Annotated in this window: 12 protein-coding genes; 9 read left to right on the top strand and 3 right to left on the bottom strand. The window is 62.2% G+C overall.

Annotation, left to right across the window (positions count from 1 at the left end):
- Nucleotides 1-96: 96 nt before the first annotated feature.
- Both QMK17_RS12265 and QMK17_RS12270 read left to right on the top strand, forming a co-directional pair.
- Nucleotides 97-1,092 (top strand): FecCD family ABC transporter permease, encoded by a 996-nt coding sequence (locus QMK17_RS12265; RefSeq protein ID WP_283509614.1) that lies wholly within the window; start codon nt 97-99, stop codon nt 1,090-1,092.
- Nucleotides 1,089-1,940, top strand: a complete 852-nt coding sequence (locus QMK17_RS12270) for an ABC transporter ATP-binding protein (protein ID WP_283509423.1) — start codon at nt 1,089-1,091, stop codon at nt 1,938-1,940. The genes QMK17_RS12265 and QMK17_RS12270 overlap by 4 nt, the downstream gene beginning before the upstream one ends.
- Nucleotides 1,941-1,948: 8 nt before the next feature.
- Here the strand turns inward: QMK17_RS12270 and QMK17_RS12275 are convergent, their stop codons facing one another.
- Both QMK17_RS12275 and QMK17_RS12280 read right to left on the bottom strand, forming a co-directional pair.
- Nucleotides 1,949-4,396, bottom strand: coding sequence for a bifunctional lysylphosphatidylglycerol flippase/synthetase MprF (locus QMK17_RS12275; protein WP_283509615.1), 2,448 nt, complete (start codon nt 4,394-4,396; stop codon nt 1,949-1,951).
- A gap of 164 nt (nt 4,397-4,560) precedes the next feature.
- Nucleotides 4,561-5,862: an alpha/beta hydrolase gene (locus tag QMK17_RS12280; RefSeq protein ID WP_283509425.1), complete on the bottom strand. Its 1,302-nt coding sequence runs from the start codon at nt 5,860-5,862 to the stop codon at nt 4,561-4,563.
- 204 nt (nt 5,863-6,066) lie between these two features.
- On the opposite strand from QMK17_RS12280, the gene QMK17_RS12285 reads away from it, so the two are divergent.
- The 4 genes from QMK17_RS12285 to gndA all read left to right on the top strand — a co-directional run bounded on the left by QMK17_RS12285 (nt 6,067) and on the right by gndA (nt 11,055).
- Entirely contained in the window at nt 6,067-6,483 is a 417-nt protein-coding gene (locus QMK17_RS12285) for a BlaI/MecI/CopY family transcriptional regulator (protein WP_283509427.1), read from the top strand.
- A gap of 24 nt (nt 6,484-6,507) precedes the next feature.
- On the top strand, nt 6,508-7,470 hold the full coding sequence (locus QMK17_RS12290) for a M56 family metallopeptidase (protein WP_283509429.1): 963 nt from the start codon (nt 6,508-6,510) through the stop codon (nt 7,468-7,470).
- A 271-nt stretch (nt 7,471-7,741) separates the two neighbouring features.
- Entirely contained in the window at nt 7,742-9,391 is a 1,650-nt protein-coding gene (locus QMK17_RS12295; RefSeq protein ID WP_442972750.1) for a DEAD/DEAH box helicase, read from the top strand.
- Nucleotides 9,392-9,603: 212 nt separating this feature from the next.
- The gene (gene gndA, locus QMK17_RS12300; protein WP_283509431.1) at nt 9,604-11,055 is read left to right on the top strand and encodes an NADP-dependent phosphogluconate dehydrogenase; all 1,452 of its coding nucleotides are present in this window, start codon (nt 9,604-9,606) and stop codon (nt 11,053-11,055) included.
- A gap of 71 nt (nt 11,056-11,126) precedes the next feature.
- Here the strand turns inward: gndA and QMK17_RS12305 are convergent, their stop codons facing one another.
- Entirely contained in the window at nt 11,127-11,699 is a 573-nt protein-coding gene (locus QMK17_RS12305) for a DUF4262 domain-containing protein (RefSeq protein WP_283509432.1), read from the bottom strand.
- Between the two features lie 109 nt (nt 11,700-11,808).
- On the opposite strand from QMK17_RS12305, the gene QMK17_RS12310 reads away from it, so the two are divergent.
- The 3 genes from QMK17_RS12310 to QMK17_RS12320 are packed head-to-tail and all read left to right on the top strand — an operon-like array spanning nt 11,809 to nt 15,425.
- Nucleotides 11,809-13,107, top strand: a complete 1,299-nt coding sequence (locus QMK17_RS12310; protein WP_283509434.1) for a DEAD/DEAH box helicase — start codon at nt 11,809-11,811, stop codon at nt 13,105-13,107.
- Nucleotides 13,104-13,970, top strand: coding sequence for a DMT family transporter (locus tag QMK17_RS12315; RefSeq protein ID WP_283509435.1), 867 nt, complete (start codon nt 13,104-13,106; stop codon nt 13,968-13,970). Before QMK17_RS12310 ends, QMK17_RS12315 begins: the two co-directional genes overlap by 4 nt.
- 18 nt (nt 13,971-13,988) lie before the next feature.
- A complete protein-coding gene (locus tag QMK17_RS12320; protein ID WP_283509437.1) occupies nt 13,989-15,425 on the top strand; it encodes a GuaB1 family IMP dehydrogenase-related protein in 1,437 nt (478 codons plus the stop codon).
- Nucleotides 15,426-15,670: the final 245 nt, after the last annotated feature.

Raw genomic sequence — 15,670 nt, forward strand, 5'->3', positions numbered from 1 at the left:
CTGAAAACCGTCGCGCGACCGACAACCGAAGTATCGAGGGTGCCGTCCCGACCGCCGTTCCGATTGGGACCCGTATCGCTCGTGCGTAGGCCGGTCATGGTTGCTGTCAACCTCGTCATGGTTGCCGCTCTGTTCCTGGTCATCTGTATCGACATCGGCCGCGGTGATTTCCCGTTGTCGATTGCACAGGTGATCGACGTGTTGTTCGGCGGCGGTACACGAATCGAGCGATTCATTGTGATGGATCTTCGCCTTCCACGATCCCTGACGGGTCTGCTCGTGGGCATGGCGCTCGGAATGTCGGGCGCAGTGACGCAATCGATCTCACGAAATTCGCTTGCCAGCCCCGATATTCTCGGAATTACCGCCGGGGCCAGCGCTGCAGCTGTCGCGCTGATCGTGCTCGGAGGTGGCGGCTCATTCGTCGGCATACTCGCCACCGTCGGCCTGCCCGTCGCGGCACTGGTCGGCGGAGTGGTCACTGCAGTGCTCATCTACGCACTTGCTTGGAAACGCGGCGTCGAAGGATTCCGGCTGATTCTCGTCGGTATCGCCATCAACGCGATGCTCACAGCGGCGGTCGGATGGTTGCTTGTCACTGCCGATATCAACGACGTTTCGCGAGCTCAGTTGTGGCTCAACGGTTCACTGAACGGCGCCGACTGGAGCAAGGTGTGGCCGGTGCTGATCGCGGTCGTCGTCATCGGCGGCGGGACGGTCATGGCCACGTTCACGCTCGGGGCGCTCCGACTCGGCGACGACAACGCTCGTTCGCTCGGAGTCCGCCTTCAGTATGGACAAGCATCGCTTCTCCTCGCCTCGGTCGCCCTCGCTGCGATCGCGACTGCAGCTGCAGGCCCCATCGGCTTCGTCGCTCTTGCCGCGCCTCAGATCGCACTGCGCATTCTGCGGACACCGGGACCACCGATCGTCGCATCGGCCATCATGGGCGGACTTCTCGTGGTCGGCAGCGACTTGATTGCCCGCACGATCCTCCCGATCGAACTCCCGGTGGGCATCGTCACCTCGGCACTCGGTGGTCCGTTCCTGCTCTACCTGCTCGTTCGCACCAATCGAAAGGTCTCCGCATGACCGTCATCGAGCATTCGCGCCTGGTCGCTGAGGGCCTCACTCTCGGCTACGGCGACCGAATCATCGTCGAGAACCTGGATCTGAAGATCCATACCGGCGTCATCACCACGGTCATCGGCCCCAACGGCTGCGGCAAGAGCACCCTCCTCCGCTCACTCGGTCGGCTGCTCAAGCCGAAATCGGGGAAGGTGGTGCTCGACGGCAAGGCCATCTCGTCGATGCGAACCAAAGACGTCGCGCGTGTTCTGGGAATGCTCCCGCAGGCTCCGGTCGCGCCCGAAGGACTCACTGTCGGCGACCTCGTCTCACGGGGGCGGCATCCCCATCAGTCATGGATCAGACAGTGGAGTTCGGACGACGAGTCCGAGGTTGCCGGTGCTCTCGAGTTGACCGGAGTGGGCGATCTTGCCGACCGTCCCGTCGACGAACTCTCGGGCGGTCAACGGCAGCGCGCCTGGATCTCCATGGCATTGGCGCAGGGCACGGACATTCTGCTTCTCGACGAGCCGACCACCTACCTCGACCTTGCGCACTCCGTGGAGGTGCTCGACCTGGTCGACCGGCTACACGAGGAGATGGGACGGACGGTAGTCATGGTGCTGCACGATCTCAATCTTGCTACCCGCTACAGCGATCAGCTGATCGTGATGAAGGCAGGAAAGGTGGTGAAGTCGGGAAAGCCTCAGGACATCATCTCCGAAGAATTGCTCCTTGACGTCTTCGGACTCGAAGCCCGTGTCATCGAAGATCCGGTCTCTGATCGACCTCTGATCGTGCCCATTGGCACCCGACATGTCCGCGGGACCGTGGGCGGCCCGGTCAAAGGTGGCACCGCTCCCGATAGGTAGTGATCGATCTAACGTTCGATCATCGTCCGCACCAGTTTGAAGCCCTGACCCAGCGAGACATCGGGTAGGTAGGCGCGACCGACTGCGTTGCCGATACTCGGCAATGCAGCTGGGTCTGCGAACGTCATGTGCATCGGCTCGTATCGCGGCTGAAACTTGGATTTGAAAGCGAGCAGCGACCGGAATCCGTAGACGGGCTCCAACGTTCTTCCGAGCACATCGAGAAGCCGATCGAGCAACCGCGCGAACGTGAGTTCCTCCGACGACGTGCTCCCGGCAGTTCGATCGTCGTCCACCTTGGCGAGCGGTGCTCCGGAGAGGCTGAGGAACCGAACTCCCTCCTCCTGCAAAAGGATTGCCGCCGATGCAATCAGAAATTCCATCGTGGGTCTGAAGCCCTCCGAGCGGCGTCGCATGAAATCGAGGGTCCATCCGACGATTTCCCCGTTCTCGTACACCGGCATCCACGAGGTGATCCCGTGGACAGTGCGATGCTCGTCGACTGCAATGAGGCAACGGACGGCCGTATCGTCGACCTCGTCGAGTCCGCCGAGAGTGAAGCCCATTTCAGGCATACCTTTGTCGGCTACCCACTCCTCCGATATCGCCCGGATCTGGTCGGTGATCGCAAGCGGTGCATCCGGGAATCGGATCCATTCGGCCACGACACCTGCCTTTTTCGCCCGATTGAGCGCGGTACGCACGTCCTGGAATCGTTTGCCCGTGAATGCAAGGTTCTCGAGATCGAGGACGGTTTCCTCACCTACTTGAATTCCACCCCAACCGATGCTGTCGGTGATCGTGCGGACCGCAGGCGTCACCGAGTAGAAGCACGGAATCCACCCGTTCTTCGAGGCGAACTCGGCGAAATCGACGACGTTGTCTCTCAGCCTCTCCGCCGGCCCGACGGGATCGCCTGTAGTCAACGCGACGCCCGAGATCACGCGATAGGCGACGAAGCTGTGACCGTCCGGTGAGAACCAGTAAGAATTGCCGCGCCAGGTGGTCATCCAGGACAGCGCGCTTCCTGTGCTCCCCATCAGTAGAGCTCGGGCTCGCTCGATCGCGCCTGCATCTGCTCCCGAGGCCGGCGTCAGAAACGTATTCAGGGCCAGAACACAGAGAGCAGCCCAGAATACGACACCGATCCACTCGAACAGTAATGTCGCCACAACGCTCTCCGGTAGAAGTCGCGGCTCGAGCCATTGGATGTACACCGGTGGAATCAGGCGTTGAGGGAAGTCTGCGAGAAGTCCCGTCGCACTCGGTTGGGGGTCGAATCCACTTCGCGCCGCCAACCCTCCCAGGACATACACAACCGCGAGAGTCACGAGAACAGCTACCGCCGACACACTGAATCTTCGGTACGTGCCCAGCGGCCCCGACACGTTGAAGTATCTGCGTGTGAGCAGCAGGATGATCAGTATCACCAGTGGAAGAAGGAACGGCACGATCGTTCGATACGCAGTCGGTGACTCGAGTCCGTAGAAGACGGACTCGTCGTCGCCTGCTTCGACGAATCGGATGGCATAGTTGGCGATCGACACGACGAGAAGTACGATCTGCGCGAAAACTGATGCGTACCAAGCGAATTTGCGACCCCGGCGAAGGCCGTCCGCCAGGAAGAGCAGAAAGATCGATGGCATCAAAGACAAGATCGTAGGACCGACTCCTCCCAGCCTGAGTTCGAGTAGACCTGATCGACATTCGGGGTCCGTCGCCGAATCTGAACAGATGTCTCGCACTTCCGAAGCGGTGTAGGGAACCCCGCTGATCACATCTCTCAAGACCGCGAACGGGCCAACCGCGTCGGGGCTGAGCGCAGCCAATATCGGTCCAAGTGTGCTTGCGGCAAGCACCAGGGCAACCAGGACACGGCCTTCGCGTTGTGTACCGGCGAGCCGTGGGCCGCGGGCCGAGCGTCCGACGATCAACGGTCCGAGGAGTAGGCCGACAACAGCAGCTGCCAGTCGAACAACGTCCTGCAAGTGTCCGCTGAAGAGGGCAGAGGTGATGAGAAGCGCGAAGAGACCGGCGCGTATTCGACGGCGCCACATCGTGTCCATTCGCGAGCTCGCGACCATGACGACCCCGACGATCCACGTTGTCGGGCCGATAGCAGTTCCCACGTGCAGTCGGAATCCCCAGTCGGCGTCGAACATTCTGGCCAGGGCTGCAATGCCGAGCCCCAACACCGCGCCCAGAATCTGAGTTGTGACCGCTGCGACCGCAAGCCGGAGAGAACCGATGCGTCGTTCGATCGGCGCTGCAGCCACGAAGATCGCGGCCACGAAGACCAGGTATCCGATTACACCCGGGGTCAACAGACCTGCCGTCAGCGCGGTCCACAACCGGAATTCCTCGAACGGCATTATTCCCAGTGCGAAATCGTGATGAAGTGTGTTTTCCTGCATCACAATTCCCAGGGCAGCGAGTGCCGACACCACGACCAGCATGCCGATGCTGACCGGCGCGCCTTTTGCCCCGAACAGTACAAGCGTCCACAACCTGGCCACTTGGCGCCTGAACGTCCGCCACGCATGTACCGCACGGTCACGACCTCGGTCGAACCACGATGGTGACGACGGCTCGACGGACGGAATGTCCACGACGGTCTCGTTCACGAGATCAAACCCACTCTCTGCATCAACCACGGCAATTCTTGCTTCAGCCCCGCCGACCAGACGGCAAAGCTGTGGCCACCGGGAACTTCCAGGTATCGGACATCCATCCCGGCAGCCTTGGCAGCGTCGTACATGGCCTTCTGTCCAGGCTTGTAGTCATTGTCATCGGCGCCGACGACGAACGCACCACCCGAATCGGGGTACTTCCTCGTCTTCAACAGGTCCATCGGATTGATCGCAACGAACGCAGCCTCGTTGCCTCCGAATGCGTCGGACACTGTTCGACCACGGTCGCCCAGGGTGGGTTCCGCCTGCCCCGACAGGTCGAGGAACGTGGGGTAGACGTCCGGATGATTGGTAGCCATTTGAATAGAGCAGGTGCCGCCGTACGACAGGCCGCCGATCATCCAGGTTCGTGGGTCGGTGTTCACCTGCAAGGACGACTCGATCCATTTCGGTACGTCCTGCGACAGGTAGGTGTCGACGTTTCCCAGCGACGAATCGACGCAGAGCGGGTTGGCGATGGCCGATCCGGTTCCATCGGCGATCACCACGACTGGAGCAAGACCCGAGTGATCGCGCGCAAATTCGTCCATCGTGATCGCGAGCAATCCCCCGTTCAGCCAATCTTGGGGTTCACCTGGTTGGCCTGCAAGCAGTACCAGTACCGGTAGGAGTGGGCGCCGATCTGTGAAGTAGGCGGGAGGTAGGTAGATCTGGGCAGGCCGCGCCGAAAAGTTCGATGCGGTCGGTGGGATGGTCGCTGATGTGAGTTTCCCCGCCGACGGCATCTCGGCAGGCGCCGACCACACTGTGTCGAGTGGGCTTCCGCTCAGGACGTCGCTCTGCCGCCCGGGCAAGTCCTGGAATTCGACGCGGTCCGCTTCTTCGACTCCGAGCAAAGTGCCGAGAGTCGGATACGCCGAGAATACGAGGTTGACCTGTGCTGAGGCAGCTGCCACCACGAGTACAGCGGCGAGCACCGAAACGACCTTGCGGACGATCCCGCGGGCGGCAACTGTGCGTGGTACCACAAGAAACACAGCGGCGAGACCGACTCCGATCCAGACATAGATCTCGGTCTCGATCGGATCGGGAAATGGTCGCCACACCTTCTCGACTGCTACGTACAGCACCACTGCCACGAACGCTGCCGACACCAGGCCGGTCGGGAGCGCTCGACGTAGGTACCACCGTGTACGAGATCCGAGCATCCATATCGCGCCGGCGGCACCCAGAATCGACAACACAAGTGATGTCGTACTGCTGACGAGCGACAGCGAAACGAACCAGTTCAACGGACACCTACAGCGAACTGTCCACAAGACATGACAGGAGGATAGGCGGCGGGCCGATGCAGAACGCAAATATTCGCGGAGCGCGCTGATCTGTGTCGCTTTCGATGCCGTCTTCGACCTCTATGACACATCCCACAACCCGAGGCCAGCCATACTACGAGGAGTAGTACGCATTTGTGTCGGACTACACGTAGACTTGGACGAATGGCAGGTCTAGGCGAACTCGAGCGTGCAGTGATGGATCACCTGTGGGAATCTTCCGAACCGCAGACGGTGAGGCAAGTGCACGAGGCGCTCGCAGCGCACCGGGAACTCGCGTACACCACGGTGATGACTGTTCTTCAACGTCTGGCAAAGAAACAACTCGTTGTCCAGCAACGTGACGACAGAGCGCATCGCTATGTTCCGTTGCACAGCAGAGACGAACTGGTGGCGAGCCTGATGGTCGATGCCCTGGCGCAAGCTCCGGAGTCGGGCGGTCGTGCAGCCGCTCTGGTCCACTTCGTCGGACAGGTGGGCGCCGACGAAGCTGCGGCACTCCGAGACGCGTTGGCGGCGCTGGAAGTGGCACAATCGAGCGGGCGCTCCGACGGTATCGTCGACGGCCTACAATCCGATTGACCCCCGCCCTCGGTTAGTGAGGAAATGAACTCAACCACAGCACTGGTTTTCGCACTGCTTGCCTTGCTGTTGACGGGGCCGGTACCTGCATTCCTTTCTCGCGCTACGTGGCCGTATCGAGCGCCTCGTGCCGCCCTGGTGTTGTGGCAAGCCATCGCTGTCGCCGCAGTGTTGTCCGCCTTCAGTTCCGGTTTGGCGATCGGAGGACTTCTGCTTGTTCCCGGTGCGGACGGCAGGCCGACGACAGCTCCGACGGATGAGATCGATGCTCTGGGACTTCCTCTGTGGGTTCTTTACGTCGTCGTACTCGCGATCACCCTCGGCATCGGTGCCAAGCTGATGTTCTCGGTCGTCCAGGTCGCAGTTCGCACACGCCGCCGGCGTGCTCGGCACCGAGTGTTGGTGGATCTACTCGATCGCAGCAGCGGCAGCAACACGCCTTTTCCAGGGATTCGTGACGCCGATGTCCGAGTGTTGGACGCAGTCGAGCCGATTGCCTACTGCCTGCCCGGGCTTCGTCAGCGTGTGGTGCTCAGCGAGGGCGTGCTGACCAATCTTTCGAACTGGGAGATCAAGGCCATTCTGTCCCACGAGCGATCACACCTTCGCTCGCGCCACGATCTGGTACTCGAAGCGTTCACCGCGGTCAACGAGGCGTTCCCGCGCATTGTGCGAAGCAAGTCCGCTCTGGGCAGTGTGCAGTTGCTGGTCGAACTTCTCGCCGACGACTCTGCTGTGAAGGTGACCGGTCCCACTCCCCTTGCCCGCGCGTTGGTGACGTGCGCTGGATCCACTGCTCCCCGTGGAGCGTTGGCGGCGGGCGGGCCGAGCACCCTTATACGTGTCCAGCGGCTGAGTGGACCACGAAGCGACGTCCGAACGAGCGCCGCGGCCTACATGACTGCCGCAGTCATCCTCGTAGTACCAACTATTTTCGTTGCGATGCCCTGGCTAGAGGAGCTCACCAGATTTCTCGGCCATCCCTGAGTGAGTCGCCCAACTCACATCTGTTCGAATCGGTGAATCGAACACGTGTCGCGTACACTCGATGACGGCCGCCATTGCGGCCTAGCAATTCGAAAAGGCACAAACAGCCCCACTCTGCGCATCCAGTTCCAATAGGCGTGCGCAAGGATGGCCAGGTGACAGTGCCCTGGCTCGTCATATATGTGTTGTAGCTGTCGTTTGTGCCCGGTTCGCGGGTGTTTTCCCAGCTGTTTCTTCGTGGCGTGCCCGTAATCCGGAGAGGTTCAACTGCGTGACTCACGCTGTTTCAACTAGTACACCCACCACTTCCACACCGGACGCCACAAGCGCACCCGATGTGGTTACGTTTGCAGAGCTCGGACTACCCGAGCCCGTTGTCGCCGCTTTGGCGCGAAACTCGATCACAGTGCCGTCGCCCATCCAGGCGAAAGCCCTTCCCGACGCCATCGCGGGCAAGAACGTGCTCGGCCGCGCGCAGACCGGTTCAGGAAAGACGCTTGCTTTCGGCCTGCCGATTCTTGCTCGCCTCGCACTGCACACCGATCGTCCAGCCGCCAAGCGCCCCCGCGCTCTGGTGCTCGTGCCGACTCGTGAGCTCGCTTTCCAGGTGGTCGAGTCCCTCGCCCCGTACGCAGGCGCTCAAGGTCTGACTGTCCGTCCCGCTGTCGGTGGCACCCCGTTCAACAAGCAGGTCGAACAACTCCGCCGCGGAGTCGATGTCTTGGTGGCAACCCCGGGCCGCCTGGCCGATCATCTTCGGCAGGGCACATGCGTACTCGACTCGATCGAGATCACCGCTTTGGACGAAGCAGACCAGATGGCCGACATGGGATTCCTGCCCGAGGTACGCGCGGTCCTCAGCGACACGCCTGCCGACGGACAACGAATGCTGTTCTCTGCCACGCTCGATCGTGAAGTTCAGTCGATCGTTCGTCAATTCCTTCCCGACCACGTCGAGCATTCGACTCAGGACGGCAAGGCAAGTGTTCGGACCATGGACCACTACATGCTCAATGTCGATCGTGGACAGAAGGACATCGTTCTGTCCGAGATCGGTGCCCGTGAAGGACGGACGATCATGTTCGCCCGCACCAAGCTCGGCTGCGACGGAATCACCGATCGTCTCCGCGCACTCGGCATTGCTGCCGAGTCGTTGCATGGCGGTAAGGCTCAGAATCAGCGCACCCGCGTTCTCGAGCGCTTCAAGAACGGACGCACTCCGGTACTGGTCGCGACCGATGTGGCAGCTCGTGGAATCCACGTCGACGGAATCGATCTCGTCGTCCATGTCGATCCGCCTGCCGATCACAAGGACTACCTTCACCGCGCCGGTCGTACGGCCCGCGCGGGCGAGAAGGGAACGGTTGTCTCGATCGTTCTGCCCAACCAGCGTCGTCAGATGCAACGCTTGATCGGAATGGCTGGCGTCAAGGCTAATTCGGTGAATGTTGGACCGGGCTCGGCAGAGCTGTCAAGCATCACGGGAGCACAGAAGCCGACAGGTGACGCGCTTCGTGCCGAGAGCTCGGCTCCTCGCGATCGTTCGCGCAGTGGTGGTTACCAGGGTGACCGCCCCCGCACCGGCGGCTACCAGGGTGACCGCCCCCGCACCGGCGGCTACCAGGGTGACCGCCCCCGCACCGGCGGCTACCAGGGTGACCGCCCCCGCACCGGCGGCCACGAGGGTGACCGCCCCCGCACCGGCGGCTACCAAGGTGACCGCCCCCGCACCGGCGGCTACCAAGGCGACCGCCCCCGCACCGGCGGCTACCAAGGCGACCGCCCCCGCACCGGCGGCTACCAGGGCGACTCGCGCCGCGAATCGGGTTCGGTACGCGAGGAGTCGAAGTCCGGCGGATTTCGCAGCCGCACCGACCACCGTTCTTACGACGGATTCGACGGGCCTGCACGTAACCGCTGACGCACGGTAGGGTCGCCGCGACGCGGTGACGCTCACCTAATTTTCGGCATCGAATGGGTGCCGCCTCGATCGTGAGATCGAGGCGGCACCCATTCTTCGGTCCACATCCAGCGTGTGACACGCCGACCGTATTTCCGATGGTAAAGACGATATCGGGACGAGCAATCCCGCCTCGACTTTCCTTCGACCGCATAGCAGGGAAAGCTGTAGCTATGACCTCAGCAGTGGATTCGTCAGACCTCGCCCAGATCGGCGTCACAGGCCTTGCCGTTATGGGCTCCAACATCGCCCGAAACTTCGCCCATCACGGACACACCGTCGCGTTGCACAACCGCAGTATCGCCAAGACCGATGCCCTGTTGGCCGAGCATGGAAGCGAAGGAAAGTTCATTCGCTCCGAAACCATCGAGGAATTCGTCGCTGCGCTTCAGAAGCCTCGCCGCGTTCTGATCATGGTCAAGGCCGGTGACCCGACCGACGCCGTTATCGAAGAACTGGCCGCCGTGATGGAAGAGGGCGACATCATCATCGACGGTGGAAATGCGCTGTACACCGACACAATTCGGCGTGAAGCCTCACTGAAGGAGCGTGGACTCCTCTTCGTCGGAGCCGGGATTTCCGGTGGTGAAGAAGGCGCACTGAACGGTCCATCGATCATGCCGGGCGGCCCTGTCGACTCGTACAAGGCACTCGGCCCGCTGCTCGAATCCATTGCAGCGCAGGTGGACGGCACACCTTGCTGCACACATATCGGACCTGACGGGTCCGGTCACTTCGTGAAGATGGTGCACAACGGCATCGAGTATGCGGATATGCAGCTGATCGGCGAGGCTTACCACCTGTTCCGCGATGCACTCGACTTCACACCGGCACAGGTTGCGGACGTGTTCACCGAGTGGAACTCCGGCGATCTCGAGAGCTACCTCGTCGAGATCACCGCTGAGGTTCTCAAGCAGGTCGACGCGAAAACCGGTGGGCCACTCGTCGACGTCATCGTCGATGCCGCCGAGCAGAAGGGCACCGGCCGCTGGACCGTCAAGGCGGCGCTGGATCTCGGTGTACCGGTTACCGGAATCGCCGAGGCAGTGTTCGCGCGAGCGCTGTCGGGCTCGCGCGAGCAGCGCAAGGCCGCCGTCGGTCTCGCCTCGGGCGCACTCGCAGACAAGCCTTCGGACGCGGAACAGTTCACGCACGACATCAGCCGCGCGCTGTACGCCTCCAAGATCGTTGCCTACGCACAGGGCTTCGACCAGATCGCTGCAGGCAGCGCTGAGTACGACTGGAACCTTCACCCCGGGGACCTCGCGACCATCTGGCGCGGCGGTTGCATCATCAGGGCACGATTCCTCGACCGCATCAAGGACGCCTACGACGACGACGCCAAGCTCCCCAGCTTGATCCTGGCGCCGTATTTCCGCGACGCGATCGAGGACGCGATCGACAGCTGGCGTCGGGTTGTCATCACCGCTGCATCACTCGGCATTCCCGTGCCGGCGTTCGCGTCGTCGCTCGCGTACTACGATGCGCTTCGAGCGGAACGTCTACCTGCAGCTCTCACCCAGGGCCAGCGTGACTTCTTCGGCGCGCATACCTACGAGCGCACCGATGCCGAGGGCAAGTTCCACACGCTGTGGAGCGGAGACCGAAGCGAAGTCCAGGCCTGACCCGGTTCGTTCTGCCTGTCGATCCGTCGGTCGACGTCCCGCCTCAGGGATGTCGGCCGACGGATCGATATCTACAAGTTTTCCGCGCTGTCGAACCAGCCCGGTGGCGGTCCCAGAACAGGTTGCACGATTGTCGACGGGTATGGCCCTTCCCACGGAAGATGTCCCTCGGCATCACGCCAGACCGCCTGCCTTGCCCGGATGTCCACGCCTGACTGCACCCTCGCGGCCATCATCAGCCAATCCTCGGTGTGCTCGACGTCCACGAAGGACATTCGCAGACCCGCAGCTACACATTGGTTGCCCGCTTCGAACCGCTCACCGCCCAAGAGCACGCGGCGGGCCAGCACGTTGAGAACGGCTGCCGACTCACCCGCAGATCTCCCGGTGACCACCAGTTCCGGATGACCGTGTTCCGTGAGGCCGACCGTGTAGCAGAACGCGGGAACGATCAACCCGTCCTCGCGGACGTCCGTGTCCCCGCGGAACTCCGTGCTTAATTCCGAATCGACGTACTGAAGCGCCCATCCGTACCGGTTGATCAGACCCTGTACACCGACCACGTAGTCCTCGATGGAACGTCCATCACACATCGCGCACATGACTCCCCCTACGCCTCGTTCTCTGTATTCGACGAATGTCATCGGCGACGAGAATCGACACCGATGGAAATTATCGAATCGAACGTATGTTCGTACCGACATGCTTGCGCACGACACCGACACGAAAGCTCACTGGCTGTAGGGTTCCGCTATGCCCGGGCCCACTCTTTCGTTCGCAGACCTGGGACTTCGCCCGGTCGTCGTGCATGCATTACGCAAAATCGGTATCGAAACCCCATTTCCGATTCAGCGCGACGCAATTCCTGACGCCTTGGCAGGGACGCACATACTCGGCCGCGCGCCCACAGGGTCCGGGAAGACGTACGCGTTCGGCCTGCCCATGCTTCATCGGCTGTCCGGTAGCGCCAGCCCGCGCGGTCGTCCCCGCGGCCTGATACTGGTGCCTACGCGCGAGTTGGCACTGCAAATCGAACAGGCACTTGAAGAACCTGCGTTGGCCTCCGGGATTCGCATCGTGAGCGTGGTCGGCGGTGTGCCGGTGAAACGTCAGGTCGATCGACTTCTGCGAGGCGTCGACATCGTGGTGGCAACGCCCGGGCGTCTCGAAGACATCGTGGACAGTGGCGCACTCTCACTCGACGCGGTGACGATCACCGTCATCGACGAAGCTGACCGCCTGGCAGATCTCGGATTCCTACCCCAGGTCCAGGCGCTGCTCGACAGAACCCCACCGCGCGGGCAACGAATGCTCTTCTCGGCGACTCTCGATGGCGACGTCGATTCTCTGTCTCATCGCTACTTGACCTCTCCCGCGGTGCACAGCACAGAACAGCCGTTGGGCGACAGTGCTGTCGCACAACATCTCTTCCTGCGAGTCTCGAACGAGACCAAGTCCGCAGTCGCTACGTCGATTGCGGCCCGGGACGGTCGGACCATCATGTTCCTGCGCACCAAGCACGCCGTTGATCGCTTCACCGATTCCTTGCACGCCGTCGGTGTCGCCGCGGTTGCCCTGCACGGAGACAAGTCGCAGGCCAATCGAACGCGCAGCCTGGCCGCCTTCGCTGATGGCTCGGTACCAGTGTTGGTCGCAACGGATGTCGCCGCACGAGGAATACACGTGGACGGGGTATCGCTCGTCGTTCACGTCGATCCCCCCGCGGACGCGAAGGACTACACCCACCGCGCCGGAAGGACTGCGCGGGCGGGAAATGCGGGCACAGTAGTCACCTTGGTAACCGAGAAAGAGCAGCCCCAGGTATCTACACTCGCCGCCCTTGCAGGCGTCGATCCTCGGTTCGTCGACGTCACACCGTCGAGTAGGTTTCTCGTGGAGAACACTGGAGCGCGGAGACCCCCCGGACATCCCCTGACAGAGCCGACAGGTGTCATTCGCGAGACGCCCAAACGCATCAAGGGCAAGGACGGGCGACCACCCAAGACATACGGATCGTCCAGCGGACGGACGCGCAGAACAGGACGCCGATGACGAGTTCGCCCGTGCTGGCAGTAATTCTGGCTCTCGTAGCGGCTTTCCTGTTCGCGTGTGCGTCCGTCGCCCAGCAGAGCGCCGCCGCTGCGGTACCGGATGGTGAGTCTCTCATTGCGTCTCTGCTGCGGAGCCCGAGATGGTGGGCGGGAGTCGTCGGGGACATCGGTGGTTACGGTGTCCAGGTTGCTGCCCTGTGGGTTGGCTCGGTACTCGTAGTTCAGCCACTGCTTGTGTCCATGCTCCTGTTCGCCTTGCCCTTGTCGGCAAAGTTCTCCCACTACCGGATGACGCGATCGACTTGGTTTTTGGCGATAGCGCTGGCTCTCGCTTTGGCGGTGTTCGTTGTCGTCGGCGATCCCACCGAGGGGCATTCGGACGCATCGTTCGCCGAATGGAGGATTCCGCTCGCGACCGCTGTGGCCGTGGTGCTGCTGTGCGCCGGAACAGGCTTGGTATCGACGAACCCCGGTATTCGTGCGCTGATGCTCGGCGCAGCGGGCGGCTTGCTGTTCGGCATGGCGGTGGCGTTCACGAAGTTCGTCACCGACTTGGTCGACGAAGACCTCTTGGGCGCACTCCTCGCCTGGCAGACGTATGCCCTCGTCGTGTGCGGCGGCGTCGGCTTCTACCTGCAACAGCGCGCTTTTCAGTCCGGACCGCTCTCCGCATCGTTGCCGGCTGTCACCATCGGTGAACCATTCGGCGCTGCATTTCTCGGAATTACCGTATTGGGAGAGCGTGTACGTGACGATGCGTTCGCTCTTGCGGCCATTGCCCTGTGTGTTGCGGTGATGATCGTCTCCACGGTCGCGCTGTCACGGTCGCAGGCCGGAGCCGCCGAGCGCGCCGGATCGAGTTGACCGGTACGCTGGCGCAACGTGCAGTTCCTCGATGGCCACCGGCCCCCTTACGACCTGACGTACGACGATGTGTTCTTCGTCCCCAACAAAACCGATATCACATCCAGATTCGATGTGGATCTGTCGACCATCGACGGTTCGGGGACCACCATCCCGATCGTCGTGTCCAACATGACTGCGGTGTCCGGACGCCGGATGGCCGAAACTGTCGCTCGCCGAGGCGGGATCACTGTTCTCCCCCAGGACCTGCCCCTTGGCGCAGTCGCCGAGACGATTGGATTCGTCAAGAGTCGTGACCTGGTGGCAGACACACCGGTCGTGCTGGACCCGGACGCCTCCGTGTCCGATGCACTCGCGCTGATGCACAAGCGAGCGCACGGTGCGGTCGTTGTACTCGAGGGTGGCAAGCCCGTCGGTGTCGTCACCGAGGCAACCTGCGCCGATGTCGATCGCTTTGCCCGGCTGCGATCCGTAGCAGCAACCGATTTTGTCACTGTCCAGGCAGATGCGTCGCCGAGAACAGTTTTCGAAGCTTTGGAAGCCGCGCACGAGAATCTCGCTGTACTCGTCGACAGCGACGGCCTGCTTGCCGGAGTTCTCACCAGAACCGGAGCCGTGCGAACGGAGATCTACTCGCCTGCCGTCGACGCGAACGGGCGCCTTCGCATCGCCGCCGCCGTTGGCATCAACGGAGACGTAGCGGGCAAGGCCCAGGCTCTGGTCGAAGCCGGTGCCGACCTGCTCGTGGTGGACACCGCCCACGGACACCAAGCAAAGATGCTCGATGCCCTGGCCTCCATCAAGTCCCTCGATCTGGGAGTGCCGTTGGTTGCAGGAAACGTCGTATCCAAATCAGGTACTCGCGACCTCGTTGCCGCCGGCGCCGACATCGTGAAGGTGGGCGTCGGCCCAGGCGCGATGTGTACGACCAGAATGATGACCGGCGTCGGACGTCCCCAGTTCTCCGCAGTGGCCGAATGCTCGGCAGCGGCGGCCGAACTCGGCGCAACGGTATGGGCCGACGGCGGGGTTCGGCACCCTAGGGATGTCGCGCTCGCATTGGCGGCGGGTGCCGCGAACGTCATGATCGGATCGTGGTTCGCCGGCACATACGAGTCCCCCGGTGACCTGCGCATCGATCCAGCAGGCAATGCGTACAAAGAAAGCTTCGGAATGGCGTCCAAGCGTGCCGTCGCTGCACGAACCGTCACCAACAGCGCATTCGACCGAGCGCGCAAGGGCTTGTTCGAGGAAGGCATCTCGAGTTCTCGTATGCGCCTCGATCCTGATCGCCCCGGTGTCGAGGACTTGATCGACCACATCTGTTCCGGGGTTCGCAGCACGTGCACGTATGCGGGCGCCCGGTCGCTTCCCGAGCTGCACCAACTCGCGGTGCTCGGAGTTCAGTCCGCTGCAGGATTCGCCGAGGGCCGCCCGCTCCCGAGTGGGTGGTGACCGAACCGACCTCGGCTGGAATCGATTGCGTGCCCGTAGACGTTAAGATGATGGCTTCGATGTTTCGATACACATTTCCGGTAGGCACGCACTCGACGAGTGTCTGTGCAGGTTCGACGTAATCTGACGGAAATCGACAGAAGGGAACAAGGTGCCTGAGGCACCCGTTATCAGCAACGCCGCGGTCATTTCGACCGAAGATGGCGACGAAGGTTCCTCTCCGGAGGGGTCCTCTATCGAGCCGG

It is taken from the genome of Rhodococcus sp. G-MC3, assembly GCF_030063335.1.
Classification (GTDB): Bacteria; Actinomycetota; Actinomycetes; order Mycobacteriales; family Mycobacteriaceae; genus Rhodococcoides.

Bases quoted from the DNA above. Each gene is read 5' to 3' on its own strand.
- QMK17_RS12270 (WP_283509423.1), top strand. From the start codon at position 1,089: ATGACCGTCATCGAGCATTCGCGCCTGGTCGCTGAGGGCCTCACTCTC.
- QMK17_RS12305 (WP_283509432.1), bottom strand. From the start codon at position 11,699: ATGACATTCGTCGAATACAGAGAACGAGGCGTAGGGGGAGTCATGTGC.
- gndA (WP_283509431.1), top strand. From the start codon at position 9,604: ATGACCTCAGCAGTGGATTCGTCAGACCTCGCCCAGATCGGCGTCACA.
- QMK17_RS12315 (WP_283509435.1), top strand. From the start codon at position 13,104: ATGACGAGTTCGCCCGTGCTGGCAGTAATTCTGGCTCTCGTAGCGGCT.
- QMK17_RS12310 (WP_283509434.1), top strand. From the start codon at position 11,809: ATGCCCGGGCCCACTCTTTCGTTCGCAGACCTGGGACTTCGCCCGGTC.
- QMK17_RS12290 (WP_283509429.1), top strand. From the start codon at position 6,508: ATGAACTCAACCACAGCACTGGTTTTCGCACTGCTTGCCTTGCTGTTG.
- QMK17_RS12275 (WP_283509615.1), bottom strand. From the start codon at position 4,396: ATGCTGGTCGTGGTGTCGGCACTCGCTGCCCTGGGAATTGTGATGCAG.
- QMK17_RS12265 (WP_283509614.1), top strand. From the start codon at position 97: ATGGTTGCTGTCAACCTCGTCATGGTTGCCGCTCTGTTCCTGGTCATC.
- QMK17_RS12285 (WP_283509427.1), top strand. From the start codon at position 6,067: ATGGCAGGTCTAGGCGAACTCGAGCGTGCAGTGATGGATCACCTGTGG.